Annotated in this window: 14 protein-coding genes; 7 read left to right on the top strand and 7 right to left on the bottom strand. The window is 60.3% G+C overall.

The features are described from left to right. Nucleotides 1–3: 3 nt before the first annotated feature. Together OK142_RS05895 and OK142_RS05890 are read right to left on the bottom strand one after the other, a co-directional pair. Complete coding sequence (locus OK142_RS05895; RefSeq protein ID WP_498681590.1) at nucleotides 4–1,290, bottom strand: NAD(P)/FAD-dependent oxidoreductase; 1,287 nt, start codon at nucleotides 1,288–1,290, stop codon at nucleotides 4–6. Between the two features lie 12 nt (nucleotides 1,291–1,302). Continuing rightward, nucleotides 1,303–2,739, bottom strand: coding sequence for a glutamine synthetase family protein (locus OK142_RS05890; RefSeq protein ID WP_003493946.1), 1,437 nt, complete (start codon nucleotides 2,737–2,739; stop codon nucleotides 1,303–1,305). A 123-nt stretch (nucleotides 2,740–2,862) separates the two neighbouring features. Here OK142_RS05890 and OK142_RS05885 point away from each other — a divergent pair, with 123 nt between their 5' ends. Beyond that, nucleotides 2,863–4,047, top strand: coding sequence for a BaiN/RdsA family NAD(P)/FAD-dependent oxidoreductase (locus OK142_RS05885; protein WP_498681588.1), 1,185 nt, complete (start codon nucleotides 2,863–2,865; stop codon nucleotides 4,045–4,047). 309 nt (nucleotides 4,048–4,356) lie between these two features. Here OK142_RS05885 and OK142_RS05880 read toward each other — a convergent pair whose 3' ends face one another. After that, nucleotides 4,357–4,704: a hypothetical protein gene (locus OK142_RS05880; protein WP_498681587.1), complete on the bottom strand. Its 348-nt coding sequence runs from the start codon at nucleotides 4,702–4,704 to the stop codon at nucleotides 4,357–4,359. Nucleotides 4,705–4,787: 83 nt separating this feature from the next. Between OK142_RS05880 and OK142_RS05875 the strand changes: the two genes are divergently transcribed. Then, on the top strand, nucleotides 4,788–5,660 hold the full coding sequence (locus OK142_RS05875) for a LysR family transcriptional regulator (RefSeq protein ID WP_498681585.1): 873 nt from the start codon (nucleotides 4,788–4,790) through the stop codon (nucleotides 5,658–5,660). Between the two features lie 8 nt (nucleotides 5,661–5,668). Here OK142_RS05875 and OK142_RS05870 read toward each other — a convergent pair whose 3' ends face one another. Both OK142_RS05870 and aceA read right to left on the bottom strand, forming a co-directional pair. Next, nucleotides 5,669–5,926 (bottom strand): SMc00767 family acetate metabolism repressor, encoded by a 258-nt coding sequence (locus OK142_RS05870; protein WP_003493954.1) that lies wholly within the window; start codon nucleotides 5,924–5,926, stop codon nucleotides 5,669–5,671. 84 nt (nucleotides 5,927–6,010) lie between these two features. Then, entirely contained in the window at nucleotides 6,011–7,300 is a 1,290-nt protein-coding gene (gene aceA / locus OK142_RS05865; protein WP_111793012.1) for an isocitrate lyase, read from the bottom strand. Nucleotides 7,301–7,554: 254 nt separating this feature from the next. Here aceA and OK142_RS05860 point away from each other — a divergent pair, with 254 nt between their 5' ends. From OK142_RS05860 to OK142_RS05840, 5 genes are all read left to right on the top strand, one after another. Further along, complete coding sequence (locus tag OK142_RS05860; RefSeq protein ID WP_498681581.1) at nucleotides 7,555–8,970, top strand: helix-turn-helix domain-containing protein; 1,416 nt, start codon at nucleotides 7,555–7,557, stop codon at nucleotides 8,968–8,970. 152 nt (nucleotides 8,971–9,122) lie between these two features. Next, nucleotides 9,123–10,220 carry a polyamine ABC transporter substrate-binding protein gene (locus OK142_RS05855; RefSeq protein WP_003493957.1) on the top strand — a complete coding sequence of 366 codons (1,098 nt, stop codon included), beginning with the start codon at nucleotides 9,123–9,125 and terminating at the stop codon, nucleotides 10,218–10,220. Nucleotides 10,221–10,355: 135 nt separating this feature from the next. Further along, nucleotides 10,356–11,513 carry an ABC transporter ATP-binding protein gene (locus OK142_RS05850; protein ID WP_498681579.1) on the top strand — a complete coding sequence of 386 codons (1,158 nt, stop codon included), beginning with the start codon at nucleotides 10,356–10,358 and terminating at the stop codon, nucleotides 11,511–11,513. An 11-nt stretch (nucleotides 11,514–11,524) separates the two neighbouring features. After that, nucleotides 11,525–12,433 (top strand): ABC transporter permease subunit, encoded by a 909-nt coding sequence (locus tag OK142_RS05845; protein WP_003493959.1) that lies wholly within the window; start codon nucleotides 11,525–11,527, stop codon nucleotides 12,431–12,433. A 4-nt stretch (nucleotides 12,434–12,437) separates the two neighbouring features. Next, nucleotides 12,438–13,250 (top strand): ABC transporter permease, encoded by an 813-nt coding sequence (locus tag OK142_RS05840; RefSeq protein ID WP_003493960.1) that lies wholly within the window; start codon nucleotides 12,438–12,440, stop codon nucleotides 13,248–13,250. A 311-nt stretch (nucleotides 13,251–13,561) separates the two neighbouring features. Here OK142_RS05840 and OK142_RS05835 read toward each other — a convergent pair whose 3' ends face one another. Both OK142_RS05835 and OK142_RS05830 read right to left on the bottom strand, forming a co-directional pair. Next, nucleotides 13,562–15,226 (bottom strand): ABC transporter permease, encoded by a 1,665-nt coding sequence (locus OK142_RS05835; RefSeq protein WP_498681575.1) that lies wholly within the window; start codon nucleotides 15,224–15,226, stop codon nucleotides 13,562–13,564. Nucleotides 15,227–15,303: 77 nt separating this feature from the next. Next, complete coding sequence (locus OK142_RS05830) at nucleotides 15,304–19,125, bottom strand: ATP-binding protein (RefSeq protein WP_498681574.1); 3,822 nt, start codon at nucleotides 19,123–19,125, stop codon at nucleotides 15,304–15,306. Nucleotides 19,126–19,127 lie beyond the last annotated feature (2 nt).

Here is a 19,127-nt window from a genome sequence, read left to right as displayed (position 1 = left end):
TTCCTAAAACCTGTCTCGCAACGCATACCATGAGAGCGCCAGGAAAAGCAGCGGCGCCCGGAACGATGCCCCGCCGGGGAAGGACGGAACCTTCAGCCGGGCAAAGGGCGCCAGCATGTCCTTTTTGCCGAGAACGAGATCGGCATAAAGCTTGCCGCAATAGTTCGAGAGCATCACCCCGTGGCCGGAATAGCCGCCGATGGAGGTGACGCCCGGCATCACTTCGCGCACGAATACCTGTCGTGGCAGGGTGATGCCGACGGAGCCGCCCCAGGAATGGGTGACATCGACGTTTCCGAGCTCAGGATAGATCTCGGCGATCTGTCTGCGGATATGGCTGGAAATGTCGCGCGGCGTATCGGCGGTGTAGGCCTCGCGCCCGCCAAACAGCAGGCGGTTATCGGCGGTCTTGCGGAAATAACGCACCACAAAGCGGGAATCGGCGACAGCTTCCTTGCCGGGAATGATGTCGGGATAAGCGTCCAGAGGCGCCGTTGCGCCGATGAAGGAGCGGATGGGCATGATATGGGCTGCCGTCACCGGCTCCAGATTGCCGATATAGGCATTGGTCGCGATCAGAACCCGCGTCGCGGTAAGCGTGCCGGAGGGCGTTTCGATGATGGTCTTGCCGCCGGACTGGCGGATTGATCTGGCGGGCGTCATTTCATGGATGCCGGCGCCTGCGGCTTTTGCGGCTTTGGCAAGACCGACCAGCAGCTTCAGCGGGTGGATATGGCCGGTGCCGGTATCACGCGTGCCGCCGAAATAATGGGTGGAGCCTACACGTTTGCGCGCCTCTCCGCGTTCCATGTAGGAGATATGCGGATAGCCGTAGCGGCCGTTCATCGCATCGACGCTTTTGCGGTAGTCATCCTCATAAGCGGCCTTGTGCGCCACATAGAGCTGACCTGGCAGATACTCCATGTCGATGCCGTGATCCCGGGCGAAATCGAGCACGTAGTGCTTGGCGCTTTCGGCAATGTCGAACAGCACCTTGGACTGCTCGAAGCCGATCTGCTCCTCCATCTCGTCGGGAAATGAACGCTGGCCGGTGCCGAACTGTCCGCCATTGCGGCCGGATGCGCCGTCACCGAAACGATGCGCTTCGATAAGGGTGACGGAGACGCCGTTCACGGCAAGATTAAAGGCGGCCTGAAGCCCGGTATAGCCGCCGCCGATGATCGCGACGTCGACGTCTTTCGAGCCGTCGAGCGCCGGGTATTCCGGCCGCTCGCCGACGGTCGCCTGATACCAGGAAATTCCCGGCGCAATCGGGCTTTGCCAAGTCATGCCGCGAACCCCTTACACGTTGAGAAGCAGGAATTCCCGCTCCCACGGGCTGATGACCTGCATGAAGGTCTCGAATTCCCCGCGTTTCAGGCCCGCATAAAGACCGACGAATTCATGGCCGAACACCCGCTCGAACTGTTCCTCGCCCTCCAGCAGGGCCACGGCTTCCAGAAGGCCGCGCGGCAGATCGATGGAGCCTTCATTGGCCGTATCGGCGGTCGGCTCGGTCGGTTCGATATTGTTGACGATGCCGAGCCAGCCGCAGGCGAGCGACGCCGCAAGCGCGAGATAGGGATTGGCATCCGAACTCGGCAGGCGGTTTTCGACGCGCCGTGCCTGCGGGCCGGAAATCGGCACGCGGAAGGCCGTCGTGCGATTGTCGTAACCCCAGGCATTGTTGACCGGGCAGGCCATATCCGGTGTCAGGCGGCGGTAGGAATTCACATAGGGTGCGAGCATCACCAGCGCGTTCGGAACATAACGCTGCATGCCGCCGACGAAGGCAAAGAATTCCTTCGAAGGGCTGCCATCCGCATTGGAAAAGATGTTGCGGCCGCTGCCGATTTCCACCACCGACTGGTGAATATGCATGGCCGAACCCGGCTGTCCCTGCATGGGCTTGGCCATGAAGGTGGCATAGATGCCGTGCTTCAGCGCGGCTTCGCGAATGGTGCGCTTGAACAGGAACACCTGGTCGGCAAGTTCGATGGGGTCACCATGGCGCAGGTTGATCTCAAGCTGGGCCGGGCCTTCCTCGTGGATCAGTGTATCGATCTCGAGGCCCTGTTTTTCGGAGAAGTGATAGATATCGTCTATCAGCTCGTCGAATTCGTTGATGCCGGCGATGGAATAGCTCTGTCCACCGACGATCGACCGTCCGGACCGGCCCTTCGGCGGGTGCAGCGGATAATCCGGGTCGTCGTTCATGGCGACGAGGTAGAATTCGATTTCGGGCGCCACGACCGGCTTCCAGCCCTTTTCCGTGTAGAGCGAAAGCACGTTTTTCAGCACGTTGCGCGGCGTATAGGGAACGAAATTGCCCTCGGCATCCACAACGTCGCAGATCACCTGTGCAGTCGGGTCGCTCTCCCACGGCACGACCGAGAGCGTGGAAAGATCAGGCACCAGCTTCAGGTCGCTGTCGCGCGGCTCGTAACGGAAATTCGCGGTCTCATCAGGATATTCGCCGGAGATCGTGTGGCGATAGAGCGCGGAGGGCAGGGCAAGCGAGGTGTCGCCCGTGAACTTCGCCGTCGGCATCATCTTGCCGCGCGCAACGCCGGCAAGATCGGGGGTGATGCATTCTATGTCCTCGATGCCGCGCGCCCTCAGCCATTGCGCGGCTTCGCGCCAGGTTGAAACGCCACGGGTGGAGGAGAGGTCGAGGGGAGGTGTCTTTGCCATGGTTGCCTGTTTTTTTGGGCGGAGCATGGTTTTCTTCGGGGGCATGTATCACCGGGTCTGTGTTTCGACTGGCGCCATCATAACCGGAGTTTGGCAATTGGCGAGGGGGAAAGCGCCATTGACAACGGGCGGCACTTCGAAAAGAGGAAAGGAAACGGATCGGATGGAATGATGACAGAGAAATGTGACGTGCTGATTTTGGGGGCGGGCGCCGCCGGCATGATGTGCGCCATCCGTGCGGGCCAGCGCGGTCGCTCCGTCATCATTCTCGACCATGCCAGGGCGCCGGGCGAGAAGATCCGCATCTCCGGCGGCGGCCGCTGCAATTTCACCAACATTCATGCCGGGCCGAAGAATTATCTTTCCGCCAACCCGCATTTCGCCAAATCCGCGCTTGCCCGCTATACGCCGCGCGATTTCATTGCGCTGGTCGAAAAACACCGCATCGCCTGGCACGAAAAGACGCTCGGTCAATTGTTCTGCGATGACAGCGCCAAGGACATCATTCGTATGCTGCTTGCCGAAATGCAGGCTGCGCATGTGAAGCTACGGCTCGAAACCAGCGTCTCGACCGTCGCCCATGATGGCGGGCGTTTTCGCGTGGCGACGTCCGGTGGCGTCATCGAGGCGGAAAGCCTTGTTGTGGCGACGGGGGCTAAGTCGATCCCGAAAATGGGGGCGACCGGGTTTGCCTACCAGATCGCCGAACAATTCGGATTGCTCCTCATCGAGACGCGTCCGGGCCTTGTGCCGCTGACGCTCGATCCTGCCGCACTGGAAAGGCTGAGCCCGCTTGCCGGTGTCGCCGTCCCGGCTGAAGTTTCGCACGGCAAGACCGCGTTCAGCGAAGCGCTGCTGTTCACACATCGGGGCTTGAGCGGTCCCTCCATCCTGCAAATCTCCTCCTATTGGAGGGAGGGCGATACGATCCGCCTCAAGCTGGAGCCAGCAAGCGATATCGCAGCGTTGTTAAGGCAAGCGAAACAGAAGAATGGCCGCCAGTCGGCCCAGACAGCTCTTGCGGAAATCCTGCCGAAAAGGCTCGCCCAGCACGTGGTCGAGAAATCTGGTCTCACCGGCAATCTTGCCGATATGTCCGACAAGGCTCTGACGACCTTGGCGAATGAGGTGCAGGACTGGCAGATCAAGCCCGCCGGCTCTGAAGGCTATCGCACGGCGGAAGTCACGCTTGGCGGTGTGGATACGACCTGCCTCGATTCCCGCAGCATGGCGGCGAAATCGGTGCCCGGCCTCTATTTCATCGGCGAATGCGTTGATGTGACCGGTTGGCTCGGCGGCTATAATTTCCAATGGGCCTGGGCCTCCGGGCAGGCGGCAGGCGAATTCGCGTGATTGTTGAAACATTCGTAGTTCTCTCCCCCGTCATGCCGGCCTTGAGCCGGTATCCAGCCATGGCGCGTCTGCGCCGTGAAAAGAGTCTCTTGCGATCAAAGACTTGATCGCGCTGGACCCCGGGTCAAGTCCGGGGTGACGAAGTGCGGAAGTAACCCGTTCACCAAACTCATTTTAGTTGGCGGACTTTGTCGTCGGTCCGCGCCCATTTTAATATTCTGTTAACGGGCACGGAGTCATCCTGACCGAATGCCAGCAAAGCCGGATCACATTATGGTCCCGCTGCACATGATGTCATGCTGGAGGCTCTTAACAGGGCATGGGTCGGTTGAGTTTTTCGTCAGGAGCCCGCGCATGAACAGATCCGCACATCGTCGCCCTCACGCCATTGCAATCGCCTGCGCCGAAAGCGAGAGCCGGCAGGTGGCCCTTCGCCTGACCATAATCGCAGCCGGTGCTGTGGCTGCCCTGATCGCGCTTTTTTACTAGGGTCAGGGTCTTCGCTTTTGCCCTTGCGACAATCGCGGTAAAAAACCGCCAGGGCCACGATGCCTCCGCCATATCGGCATAGAATTTCTCTTCCTGCCGGATGGCGTCCCGCCGCGTGCGCGGCGTCTGGTTTTCGATGATGGCCAATGCTGAATAAAACTCGTGCATGTCACTCTCCATGTTGCGGAGGGCCATGATGCACGCCGTTTTTTGTTTTATCTGCGCAAGAAAATGCGCTACGTTTTTCACCAATGAAAAACGTCACCTGGGATTCCTATCAGCTTTTCCTTGATGTGTCACGCAGCGGCGGCTTGACCGGTGCCGCTGCACTGACCGGTTTGAGCCCGGCGACAATCGGGCGGCGCATGGTCGAACTGGAAGAGCGCGTCGGCAAGGCGTTGTTTCACCGCAGCCAGACGGGATATGCGCTGACGGCGGATGGCCGCGCGCTGTTTGACCGCCTTCAGGCGATGGAGCAGGCGGCAAAGGATATCGAGGGATGGCAGAAGGCGTCGTCAGCCTCTTCCGTTGTGCGCATAGCCGTTGGCACCTGGAATGCCTGGCTGCTGGCGGTGAATTTCTCTGCCATCTGCACGGATCGCGATGATTTCCGCATCGATCTTTTCATAGCCGAACAGCGGGCCTCTCTGGCGCATCGCGAAAACGATATCGGCATTCGCGCCTTTGAGCCGCAGGAGCGTAACCTTGCCGCCATCAAGACGGGGGAGGTGGCCTATGCGCCCTACAGGCTGCGCAACGCTGCCGCTTCTGTTGCCGACCGTTGGCTGGCGGTGGCGGAGGAAAACGCCATTTCTGCCTATCTGCGCTGGCCGCATGAAAACCGGCGGGACAATACCGTGGTGACGGTAAACAGGCCGACCGCGCTGCTCGATCTTACGCTGGCCGGGGCAGGGGTTGCCGTGCTCCCCTGTTTCGTCGGTGATGCCGATGCGCGGCTTATGCGCGAGGGCGGCGAGATCGAGCCGCTTCGCCACAATCAATGGATCGTCATGAACAATGACGATCGCCACCGCCGCGATATACGGACGGTGGCGGACCGGATGACCCGTCTGATCAAGGGGCATTCCGATTTATATGCCGGGCGCAAGAGCCGCCCGGCGTGAGAGCCGTTTCAGGCAGCCGCACTTCCCTGTGCGACGATGACCGGGATCAGAAGATCGCCCCAGTTGCCGCCGCCGCCATGGTGGCGGGCCGAACGGACCAGCTCGACGGAAACACCGGCCTCGACGGCTTTCATGACGGCCTGGTTGAGGCGGTGCAGATCATTGGCCAGCATGCGGATGGCGGCCTGCTGATCCTGCGTCATGGCGGAGGACTGCTCCTCGGCGCGTTCCTTGACGTGGGTCTTGATGGGGTTATGGGCATTCATGGCATTTCTCCTCTCATTATTGTCAGGGGTTTTTGATCCGGTTTGCAAGCCCTTCCCGTTCCCGGGAAGGGCGTTTCTGAAGCTTTATTCAGCCGCCGGGCGGAACTGGTCGTGCTCGGTGGATTCCTTCATGGCTGTGGTCGAAGACGTGCCGCCGGAAATGGCGAGCGACACGGCGTCGAAATAGCCGGTGCCAACCTCGCGCTGGTGCTTGGTGGCGGTGTAACCGTTAACCTCGGCCGCGAATTCCGCTTCCTGAAGCTCGGAATAGGCCGCCATCTGCCGGTCCTTGTAACCGCGCGCCAGTTCGAACATGCCGAAATTCAGCTGGTGGAAACCGGCGAGCGTGATGAACTGGAACTTGTAGCCCATCGCGCCGAGTTCCCGCTGGAACTTGGCAATCGTTGCGTCGTCGAGGTTCTTTTTCCAGTTGAACGACGGTGAGCAATTGTAAGCGAGCTTTTTGCCGGGATGCACCTTGTGCACGCCCTCGGCAAACCTGCGTGCCTGCTCGAGATCCGGCTTGGATGTCTCGCACCAGATCAGGTCGCAATAGGGCGCATAGGCAACGGCGCGGGCGATGCAGGGCTCAAGACCGTTCTTGACCTGATAGAAACCCTCGACGGTGCGGCCGGCATCGTAATCCACGAAGGGACGGTCGCGCTCATCGATGTCGGAGGTCAGGAGCTTCGCGGCCTCCGCATCCGTGCGGGCGATAACCAGCGTCGGCACACCCATGACGTCAGCCGCAAGCCGCGCCGCCGTCAGGTTGCGGATATGCGCCGCTGTGGGGATCAGGACCTTGCCGCCGAGATGGCCGCACTTCTTTTCCGATGCCAGCTGGTCTTCATAGTGAACACCGGCTGCGCCCGCCTCGATGAAGGCCTTCATGATCTCGAAGGCGTTGAGCGGTCCGCCGAAACCGGCCTCCGCATCGGCAACGATCGGCGCGAACCAGGTGTCGACCGAAAGGCCCTTGCCCTCCGCCGTCTCGATCTGGTCGGCGCGCTGCAAGGTGCGGTTGATGCGCTTGGCAAGCTCCGGCGCGGCATTGGCAGGATAAAGCGACTGGTCCGGATACATGGCCGACGCCGTGTTGGCATCCGCCGCAACCTGCCAGCCCGAGAGATAGATCGCTTTCAGCCCGGCACGAACCATCTGCATGGCCTGGTTGCCGGAAAGCGCGCCGAGCGCATTGACGAAATTCTCTTCGTTGATCAGCTTCCACAGCCGGTTCGCGCCCATTTCGGCCAGCGAATGGCGGATTTCAACGGAGCCGCGCAGCCGCTCCACGTCGGCGGCGGTGTAAGTGCGCTCGATGCCGTCGAAACGTCCCTGCGGCGCGCCCGGAACAAGTTTGTAAAAATCCGTCATACTTCTCTCTCCCATGACAAATGCAGTTTCTGAAACGCGCTTCCCTCAGCTATGTGAAGCGCCATTCGATGTGACTACATTTACATTTTTGGAGATTTGAGCGCCAGAACAAACATAAAAACAGTGACTTGAAAGAGGTTATCCTGTAGGGTGCGTGACAGGGTGGAGCTGTAAAATTGTAAATTTTGTAAAAGCTTTCGCGCTGACGAGTTTGTAACAGACTTGTATGAGTCGCGGGGATGGAGAGGTAGGCTGTGTCGGAAAACAAGATTTTTGCTGGCCCGCGCGTGCGCCGCATTCGCAATGGTCTGGGGCTGACGCAGACGGCGATGGCCGAAGCGCTGGCGATCTCCCCGTCCTATCTCAACCTCATCGAGCGCAACCAGCGGCCCCTGACCGTGCAATTGCTGCTGAAGCTTGCCTCGGTCTACAAGGTCGATCTGGATGACTTGCAGGGTGAAAGCGCCGGTTCGGCCGGGCAGCTGCGCGAGGTCTTCGCCGATCCTCTGCTGGTGGGCGAAGTGCCGTCGCCGCAGGAGCTGATCGAGGTTGCCGATGCCGCGCCCAACGCGGCAAGCGGTGTCCTGAAGCTATACCGGGCCTATAGGGAACAGGCGCAGCGCCTGTCCGACCTGTCGGATCTTCTGGCGCGGGAGGGGCATGAGACGGCGCTTTCCTCCACCCGCCTGCCGATCGATGAGGTGCGGCATGTCTTTGAAAACCGGCCGGCCTATTTCCACGCCATCGACGCGGCGGCGGAAGAACTCCACAAACAGTTGGCGGCGGGCGAAGATCTCGCCGTCGGCCTTAGAGCATGGCTCCAGAAAAACCACGGCATCGTGGTCAGAACCCTGCCGGTTCATGCCATGCCGAACCTCAGGCGGCGTTACGACCGGCATTCCATGCGGCTGTTTTTATCCGAGCGCCTGTCGCAGCCGGACCAGCTGCGGGAAATGGCGATGGAGACCTGTCTTCTGGCGCTTCGCGAGGAAATAGGCGCGGAGCTTGAGGCGCTCGGCCTGAAAGGGGAGGAGGCAAGGCGCATCGCCCGCTTCGAACTGGCGCGTTACGCCGCCCATGCGCTGATGATGCCCTATGGTGCATTCCTTGCCGCCACCCAACGCGCAAAATATGACCTCGAGGTTTTGCGGTCCCGCTTCAACGTTTCTTTCGAGCAGGCCACCAATCGGCTCGTCAGCCTGCAACGACCATCCGCCGCGGCGATCCCGTTTTTCCTGATGGAGATCGACAATGCCGGCAACCGGTTCCGCCTCGCAGGGGCTGGCGGTTTTCCACGGGCGCGTTTCGGCGGTCTCTGTCCACGGCTCAATATCCATGCCGCTTTCGCCCAACCGGGGCAGGCGCTGGTGGAGGCGGTGGAAATGCCTGACGGTGATGCTTTCCTCACCGTTTCGCGCACGCTGGAAGGTCCGCAGGCGGGCTTCGGCGAAAGGGTGCGGCGAACGGCCGTGCTTGTCGGCTGCGATCTCGCACAGGCGGGAGAGACGGTCTATGGCCCAGCCGCCTCGGGTGCGTCGCCCGTTGCCGTCGGCCCCTCGTGCCGGCTGTGCGAAAGGCAGGGCTGTCTGTCCCGCGCCGAAGCGCCGCTGACACGGCCGCTGGGGCTCGATGAAATGGTGACCGGTCTCAGTGTTTTCGACTTCCAGTAGGTGTTTCCATTCGCTTTTTTGTGACCGGAAAACATTCGGTTGAAAATGCTGTGCTGCACATTTCCCGCTTGCTCCCTTTTGTTTTCCTTTCTAGTCTCTCCAAAAAAAGGGGATCACGCTTCCACCGTGAGGATGCGTTAACAGGAGACATCATGAAAAACCGTTCTCTCCGTCTGACCTTGGCTCTCACCACCGCGCTCGTTGCAGCAGGCTCGGCAATGGCCCAGGAGAAGGTCGTCCACGTCTATAACTGGTCGGATTATATCGACGAATCGATCCTTGCCGATTTCACCAAGGAAACCGGCATCAAGGTCGTCTACGACGTATTCGACAGCAACGAACTGGTGGAAACGAAGCTTCTGGCCGGCAGCTCCGGCTATGACGTCGTGGTGCCGACCGGCCCCTTCCTCGCCCGCCAGATCAATGCCGGCGTGTTCCAGAAGCTCGACAAGTCCAAGTTGCCGAATCTGAAGAATATGTGGCCTGAGGTCTCCGAGCGTCTGGCCAAATACGACCCCGGCAACGAATATGCCGTGAACTACATGTGGGGCACCACCGGCATCGGCTATAACGTCGCCAAGGTGAAGGCCGCTCTCGGCGATGTTCCGGTCGATAGCTGGGATATTCTCTTCAAGCCGGAAAATGCCGAAAAGCTGAAATCCTGCGGCATCAATATTCTCGATGCGTCGGACGAAACCTTCGCCATCGCCATGAACTATCTCGGCAAGAATCCAGACAGCAAGGAAACCGCGGATCTGGAAGCGGGCGGCGAGGTCTATTCGAAGATCCGTCCTTTCGTGAAGACCTTCAATTCCTCCGCCTATATCGATGAACTGGCGAATGGCGACAGCTGCATCACCATCGGCTGGTCGGGCGACATCCTCCAGGCGAAGAGCCGTGCCGAGGAAGCCAAGAACGGCGTCGAGGTGAACTACGTCATTCCGAAGGAAGGCACCTATATGTGGTTCGACAACCTTGCCATCCCCGCGGATGCCAAGAATGTCGAGGAAGCACACACCTTCATCAACTATCTGATGCGGCCGGAAGTCATCGCCAAGGCGTCCAACTACGTTCAGTACGCCAATGGCAACCTCGCTTCGCAGGCATTGATGGATGAGTCCGTCGCCAAGAACCCGGCGGTCTACCCCGATCAGGAGACGATGAAGAAGCTCTTCACCATCTCTCCCTACGGACCGAAGGAACAGCGTGTGCTGAACCGCGTCTGGACGCAGATTAAGACCGGCAGCTAAGACCTCCGCTCGCTGGTTGAGGAACGGCCGGCGGGCCTGTTTCTCAAATCCTTTGCCGGCAGGTCCCGCGACCTGCCGGTGTCGCCCGCCCCGAAGCATCGTTCAAAAGACCAACGGGATTTGAGGGTAGGGTGAATGGCGAAAACTCTGGGGCCGGTCAAACGCAAATTTAGCCCTTGGGACAATCCCGATGCGGTGCCCTTCATCCGCTTTGAAAACGTCACCAAACGTTTCGGCGATTTCGTTGCCGTCAACAATCTGACGCTCGATATTTACGAGCGAGAGTTCTTCTCGCTGCTTGGTCCCTCGGGCTGTGGCAAGACCACGCTGATGCGCATGCTGGCCGGCTTCGAGGAGCCGACGGATGGACGCATCCTGCTGCAGGGCAAGGATATTTCCGGGGTGCCGCCCTATAAGCGTCCGACCAATATGATGTTCCAGTCCTATGCGCTTTTCCCGCATATGTCGGTGGAAAAGAATGTCGCTTTCGGTCTGGAGCAGGATGGCCTGCCCAAGGCGGACATCGCCGCCCGCGTCGAGGAAATGCTGCGTCTCGTCAAGCTCACGGAATTCGCCAAGCGCAAGCCCAGCCAGCTTTCGGGCGGCCAGCGGCAGCGTGTGGCGCTCGCCCGTTCGCTCGCCAAGCGGCCGAAGGTGCTTCTTCTCGACGAACCGCTCGGCGCGCTCGACAAGAAGCTGCGCGAAGAAACGCAGTTTGAGCTGATGGACATCCAGACCAATCTCGGTCTCACCTTCCTCATCGTCACCCATGACCAGGAAGAGGCGATGACGGTGTCGGATCGCATCGCGGTCATGGACAAAGGCAATGTCGTGCAGGTGGCGACGCCCGCCGAGATCTACGAAGCGCCGAACACGCGTTACGTGGCGGATTTTATCGGTGACATCAATATTTTCGACGCCAAGGTCGTCGCCAACGCCTCTGAGATTGGCAGGCCCGGTCTGGTGAGGCTGGATTGCGACGGGCTGGCGGTATCTGTGGAGCAGGAATGTGCCGCGGCGACCGGCAGTCAGGTGGCTTTCGCCATCCGCCCGGAAAAGGTCCGCATCTCGCTCGATCCGCCCGCCGACAGCAGCATCAATTCCGCCTATGGCGAGGTCTGGGATATCGGTTATCTCGGCGACTTCTCGGTCTTCATCGTCAAGCTTGCCGATGGTCGGGTCATCCGCGCCGCGCAGGCGAACGTCTCCCGTCTCGTTGATCGTCCGATCACCTTCGGCGATATGGTGTGGCTGAACTGGAAACCGGATTCAGGTCTTGTCCTGACACGCTGAGGGAGGCTTCCATGGCGATCACCACTCCCGAAAACCGGCAAAGCCCCTGGCGCTGGCTGGTCGTCGCGGTTCCCTATTTCTGGCTGCTGCTGTTTTTCGCTGCGCCCTTTTTTATCATTCTCAAGATATCGTTGTCGGATACGGCGATCTCCATGCCGCCCTATACGCCGGTCTTCGAAGGGTTTTCGAAGCTCGGCGAATTCTTTTCGCAGCTGGATTTCGAGAATTACCTCTTCCTGACGGAAGACCCGCTCTACATCGACGCTTATCTGTCGTCGCTGCGCATCGCCTTCATCTCCACCTGTCTGCTTTTGCTGATCGGTTATCCCATGGCGCTCGCCATGGCGCGCGCGCCGTCATCGGTCCGCCCGACGCTGGTGATGCTGGTGATCCTGCCGTTCTGGACCTCCTTCCTGATCCGCGTTTACGCCTGGATCGGCATTCTGAAGCCGGAGGGCCTGTTGACGGTGCTGTTCCAGTGGCTCGGTTTTCTGGGGCCGGACCAGCAGGTCAACATCTTCCGCACGGAAACGGCGATCTTCATCGGCATTGTTTATTCCTACCTGCCCTTCATGGTGCTGCCGCTTTATTCGGCGCTGGAAAAACTCGACAACACGCTTCTGGAAGCGGCGGCTGATCTCGGTTGCCCACCCTGGAAAGCCTTCTGGAAGATCACCTTTCCTCTGTCGCTGCCGGGCGTGGTTGCCGGTTCGATGATCTGCTTCATCCCGATAACGGGTGAATTCGTCATCCCTGACCTCTTGGGTGGCGCGCAGACCCTGATGATCGGCAAGACGCTCTGGACGGAATTCTTCGGCAATCGCGACTGGCCCTTAGCGTCTGCCGTTGCCGTGCTGCTGCTGCTGTTGCTGGTGGTGCCCATCGCCATCTTCCAGAACCAGCAGAAGAAGGTGGGGTGAGACCATGAAGCGCGGAAAATTCGACATCACCGTCCTCACCCTCGGTTTTGCCTTTCTTTATATCCCGATCATCATCCTGATCGTTTATTCCTTCAATGCCTCGAAGCTCGTCACCGTCTGGGGCGGCTTTTCGCTGCAATGGTACAGATCCATGTGGTCCAACCAGGGGCTGATGGATGCCGCCTGGGTGACACTTCGCGTCGGTATCCTCAGCGCTACGATCGGTACCATCCTCGGAACGCTGGCGGCGCTGTCACTCACCCGCTTCGCCCGCTTTCCGGGGCGCGTGCTGTTTTCCGGCATGATCTATGCGCCGCTCGTCATGCCGGAGGTCATCACCGGCCTGTCGCTGCTGCTTTTGTTCGTTGCCGTCGGGGTGGATCGCGGTTTCTGGACGGTTGTCATCGCCCACACCACTTTCACCATGTGTTATGTGGCGATCGTCGTGCAGTCCCGGCTCCTCACCTTTGATCGCAGTCTGGAGGAGGCGGCGCTTGATCTCGGCTGCCCGCCGGTCAAGACCTTCTTCAAAATTACGCTGCCGCTGATCTTCCCGGCCGTCATCGCCGGCTGGATGCTGGCTTTCACGCTGTCGCTTGACGATCTGGTGATCGCCAGCTTCGCCACCGGTCCCGGCGCAACCACGCTGCCGATCAAAATCTACTCGCAGGTGCGCCTCGGCGTGACGCCGGAAATCAACGCGATCTGCACGATCCTCATCGGCCTCGTCACCATCGGCGTGATTGCCACTTCCATTGTCTCCAAACGCACCGAATTGCAGCGGATGAGAGACGAGCACGCGGCCGCACGAAACTGATCGAATGGTCGGTTTCGATTTTTACGCGTTACTGTTGTAATCGCGATAAAATTAGAAACTCATAATTTAGTTTTGGCCCTCTACGGTCTAAAAATAGGAATTATCGTCGGTAATTGATCGATTTTGGTTTTAACCGCTTGTTAATAGGAGTTGGCGGAAAGTAAACCCAACGCAGGGCTGTCAAATTTCTGATAGCCGGGATTGATAATTTCCATATGGCGAGGTTGTCCCCCTTTCTCTCGTTAAAAAAAGCACAACTAATACAGGCGGTCGCAAGGCCGCCTTTCTTTTTGCCATCATGCCGGTTGCCGTCAGTGGTTTTCCGGATGATCCATCGATTTTGAGACAAGAAGCACGGGTATAAGGCCGGCGAGAATGATGATGATGGCCGGCACGGCGGCATCCTGCACCCGCGAGCGGGAGGCATCCTCATACACCAGCGTGGCCAAGGTGTTGAAGCCGAAGGGACGCAGCAGGATCGTCGCCGGCAACTCCTTCATGGACTCGATCAGCACCAGAAGAAAGGCGGTCAGCGCCGCAGGCCGCATGTTCGGCAACAGCACCTTGAACAGCGTCTGCAAACGGTTGCGCCCGAGTGTTCGCGAGGCCATGTCGATATGTGGCGAAAGCTTCTGGAACCCGGCATCAAGCGTGCCTTCCGCCATGGTCATGAAGCGCACGGCATGGGCATAAATGATGGCGAAGGCGGTGCCGGACAGCAGCAGGCCGCTCGAAAATCCGAAATGCGATCGGAGAAGCCCGTCGACGCGATTGTCGAGACCGGCCAGTGGAATGAGCACGCCGATGGCAAGCACCGTTCCCGGCACGCCATACCCCATGGAGCCGAGACGCGCGGCCACTTTCGAGGTGCGCGAGCGCTCGGTGCGGATGGCGTAGGAAAACACGAAAGCCGCAATCAACGTGACGAAGGCGGCGGAAAGGGAGACCTCGAGACTGTGTCCGAGCGCTTTCAGAAGCTTGGGGGCAAACAGCGCATCCAGCCTTTTTGCGGCGTAACCGCCAAGAACGATGACGGGAATGAAAAAGCCGCTCACCACGGGAATGAGGCAGAACAGGCTCGCGGACCAGCGCCGCCAGCTGCCAAGGTCTTTCAGCCGGTGGCGCTGCGCCATGCTGGTCGCTTTCGGCGCGGCAAAGCGCTGCCTTTCGCGGGCGTTGCGTTCGATCACGATCAGCGCGCCGACGATGAGCAGGATAACGGCGGCAATCTGTGTCGCATTGGCGAGGTTGCCGCGATTGAGCCAGGTTTCGTAGATGGTGAAGGTCAGTGTCTGGACACCGAGATATTCGACGGCGCCGATATCGTTCAGCGTCTCCATCAGGACCAGCGAAAGCCCGATGGCAATTGCCGGTCGTGCCATGGGCAATTGCACGGAAAAGAACACGCTCAATGGTTTTGCGCCGAGCGTGCGTGCGGCCTCGGCCGCAAACCGCCCCTGCATGGAAAAGGCGGCGCGGGCCGAGAGGTAGACATAGGGGTAAAGCACCGAACTCAGAACCACCACGGCGCCGCCAAGCGAGCGTATGTCTGGGAACCAGTAGTCGCGGATGCTGTGGTAGCCAAAGGCGGCGCGGATGGCGCTCTGCACCGGGCCGGTGAAATCGAGAAACTCGCCGAATGCATAGGCCGCCAGATAGGAGGGAATGGCGAGCGGCAGGACGAGTGCCGCGGACAACACCCGCCGCAGCGGAAATTCGAATGTGGTGACAAGCCAGGCGCAGACGATGCCGAAGAGCGCCGTCGTCGCTGCAGTCATTCCCAGCAACAGGAAGGTGCGAAACCCGGCGCGCGGTAGCACATTGGCAAGAAGATGCTGCCACCCTTCGGTACTGCCGGTCAGCGCCAGCCAGAAGATCGCCAGAATGGGCATGGCGGCGATGGCTGCGACGATGACCGCCGTTATGGGCAACAATGAAAAGCGTCTCGTTGCCGGAAGGGAAACCGTCATGAACATGCCAGTCTACTGTCGTGCAAAGGCCTCAACCGGCACCATTGCACCGGCGGCTTTCGCATTGCTACGCCCGCATGACCTCAGTTGGCAAGAACCCGCTGTGACGGAAAGGTGATTTCCACCAGCGTTCCTTCATTCGGCGTCGAGGTGATGGAGAAGTTGGCGCGGTTGGCGTCCACCATGGCCTTGGTCAGCGGAAGGCCGAGCCCGGTGCCGTCGCCGCGCACGCGCTTGCCTGATGATGCCACCTGCCGGAACGGTTTCATGGCCTGCTCGAGTTCCGCCCGCGTCATGCCGATGCCGGTGTCGCGAATGCGCAGCGACACGCTGCCATTGGCCTCATAGGCGGTGGAAACGACGATCTGGCCGCCCGACGGCGTAAAGCGGATGGCGTTCGACAGAATGTTGAGCACGATCTGCTTGATCGAGCGCAGATCGGCAACGATCTGCGGCACGGATTGGGACAGCGCCGTACGGATGATGACACGCTGGTTGTTGGCCTGCGGCTGCACCAGCGAGACCGCTTCGGCCACCGTCTCGTTCAGCGGTACGGCGATGAAATCCACATCCATCTGGCCTGCTTCGATCTTGGAGATGTCCAGAAGATCGTTGACGATGTCGAGCACATGCCGGCCCGAACGGCCGATATCGTTGGAATATTCCACATAGCGCGAATGGCCGATTGGCCCGAAGCGTTCGGTCGCCATCATGTCCGCAAAGCCGATAATGGCGTTGAGCGGGGTGCGGATTTCATGGCTGACGCGGGCCAGGAAATCGGTCTTGTGCGCATTGGCGGTTTCTGCCGCGCGCTTGGCGTTGCGCAGCTCTTCTTCCGTGCGTTTCCACTGGGTGATGTCGCGGATGACGGCGCAATAGCCGTGTGAGGATTTGAGCCGCCCGATGGTCATGAACAGCGGCAGGAAACCGCCTGATGCCTCGCGGCCGATCACTTCACGGCCGTCATTCAGCACGCTGGCCACACCATTATTGGCAAGGCCGGACAGATAGTCCAAAACGGCGCGCTGGCTCTCATGGGCAAACAGCGTGACGAAGGGTTTTCCGGCAATCTCGCCATTGTCGTAGTTGAACAGCGCGCTGGCGGAGCGGTTGAGCGAACGGATTTCGCCGTCGTCTCCCAAAAGCACCACGCCATCGGTCGCCGTTTCCAGAATGGAATGCAGTTCCTCGACTTCGCCCTGCAGCAGGGAAAGGCTGCCGGCCTCCGCATTCGCCGTTTCGGCGGCTGCCGTATTTTCATTCGCCGCTGCAACCGGCGTCTGCTTTTCTTCCAGCGGAACAAGCGACAGCATCAGCGCCTTGGTTTCTTCCCAGCGAATGGATTGCAGCCGCGCCTTGACCGGAATGATGTCGTTTTCGGCGCTGACGACGACCATGCCGCCTTCGTTGTCAGGCATATTTTCCAGCTCCTGCCGTTGCAGCAGTGCTTCCAGTCCGCCGACCTCCTGCAATTCATCGAGAGAACCGTAACCCGTCAGTCGCAGGAAATCCGGATTGGCGTGGATCAGCCGGTCGCCGGCATGCACGAGCAGCGCCACGGGCATCTGGTCCAGCGTTTCGGCGCTCAGCGCATCGGCGGGGCGCAGCGGCGGGCTGACCATCGCGGCGGCAATATCGGCCACCGGCTGCACCTCCGTTGCGACTTCTTCCTTCTCGTCGGTATCGATTGTATTCGTGGGCGCGTGAATGGCTGCCGGTCCTTCGCCGCGAACGTAGTCCGCGAAGAGATCGTCTTCCTCGGCCGCTTCCGTCGTTATGACGTCTTCTTCCATGGCGGGCGGCGTATCCACCTGCACTCCGTCGTCGATATCGTCGGGGGCATCCTGCACGACCGGATCGGCAGATACGGGCGGCTCCGCGAAAAGAGCTTCTTTCTCCGACGTCGGATTTTCGTCCGAAACAGCACCCGTGGGCGCCAGCGTCCGGCCGATTTCCCGGAAAGCGGCCTGTTCGCCCGCGGTCAGGCCCTCGCGGGAGCGCGAGCGGCGCTCTTCAAGATGCACGATCTTGTCGGAATAGGCGGGTCCCGGTTCTGGCTCCGGGGCTGGCGCTGTTGCCAACACCGGCACTTCAAATTCCGGCGGGCTGTAATCGTGATGCTCTTCCCCGGCCGAAATTTCGGGCAGCGTCGTGTCAGATATATCGGCTGCCGGTGCCGGGGCTTCATCGCCTTCTGCCATGTCGGCATCTGCCTGCGCTGTGTCCAGCTCATCGCCGTCATCAAGAAATGCCAGCAATTCGTGGCTTTCATCCTCGATGGCCGGTTGCGGCAAAGCCTCGGTCAGAGCAGCCTCCGCCTCTTCCAGGAAGGTCAGGCCGATGGCATGGGGATCTTCGGTGGCATCGGCGAGCCGCACGATGCCGAAACCGCGGAAACCGTCGAATTCGCGCGAGCGTGTATAGGTGGGCAGGGCGGCGAGATCGATCGGCACCATCAGGGAAGTGCCCTCCACCGGCCAATAGATCGTCTTGCCCGACCATGTGTCGCGACGGCCGAGCAGCTCGCGGATCTTGCCGTCCGGATCGAGATTGAAAAGCGCCGCCACATCGGCAAAGCCCATGCCTTCGACAGCCGCTGCCTTTTCGCCGACAGCCTCTGCGAATTCATGCGAGATGGAGCTGAAGCGTCCTTCCGCATCGATCTTCCAGACGAAGCGGGATGCGCGTGCGCCGGCGTTGAAGATAAAGGGCTGAGCTTCCTCCGCTTTTTCTGTTTCCGCCGAGACATCGTCTTCAGACGGTGCAGCAATATCCGTCGTCATCACTTCCGCGGTCTCAACAGCAGCCGGTTCGCCCCCGGCGTCTTCATGCGTCGCTGCAGCATGCTCCTCGCCCGCCACAGGGTCACTCGCCGGAACCTCCACGTCATCCGCATCGAGCTCGAAGAGATCGGCAATATCGTCGGTCATCGCCTCGTTCGCAGCGGCCTCGGCGTCCTCCACGGAGATATCCAGCGGGGCCTCCGCCTGTTCCTCTGCGGCAACAGGCAGGATGGTGGCATCTTCCTGTTCTGCCGCCATTTCGTCTTCGGCGTCCGTAGACAGTTCCTGCAGGTCCTCTACATCCTCGATCCCGGCGACGGCGTCGAGCACGGAATCGAAGGACGCGGCCGCTGCGGCAACGGGTGCGGCCTCCGCAACCGGCAAAGCGGGCTGCGGGGCAGGCAGGGTTTCCTGCGGTTTGTCCTCTGCAAAACCGTTGACGGGATCAAGCGTCCCGAGCGCGGTCTCGACCACGAACAGCAGGTTGAGTTCGGGCGATGTGGTAATCTGGCCGGTGGCTGCGGGCAGATAACCCTTGCCGGTCGGCACGGGCCGTTTGACCAGATGGCCAGACTGGCCAGCGGCCATTCTCACCAGCGTCCTTGCCGTGTGTGGTGTGATGCCGAGCGATGCAAACTTGGCCGAGGCGGCAACGATTTCGTTTTCGCCATTGATAACCGCGATATGGATGTCGGGATCGTCAAAGCCTTCGATCATGCGCCGCGCGCATTCCGCTGTGTCGGGCGCGCTCTGGTCTGTGAGGGCGGAAAACAGAATGACGGGCTGGCCCGGCTCGGCCTCGATGATTTCCGCTTTGGCGGTGACGGCAACGCTGCGGAAACCGGCATTGATGCGAATGGTAAACGGCAGGCTGTCACCCGCCTTGGACAGCCGTGCCGCCGTCGCTGCCAGTTGCCGGAAGGTCACGTCCTGCCGCTTCGGGCCCTGTTCCAGAAAATCATAGACCATCGGTGTGCCGAACAGCGCAGCGCCCCGCCCGTTTGCCCAAAGGGCGCTCTGAAGGTCGAGAGAAAACAAAGCCATCGCCTCGCCGCGCCCGAAACCTTCACGCACCCGTTCATGCACTGCTATATCGATAAAGGGATATTGGACGGCGGGCATGT

This window comes from Agrobacterium sp. BT-220-3 (assembly GCF_025910175.1).
Classification (GTDB): domain Bacteria; phylum Pseudomonadota; class Alphaproteobacteria; order Rhizobiales; family Rhizobiaceae; genus Agrobacterium; species Agrobacterium oryzihabitans.
Note: the sequence above shows the minus strand (reverse complement) of the source record. Positions and strands in the feature narration are given on the sequence as shown.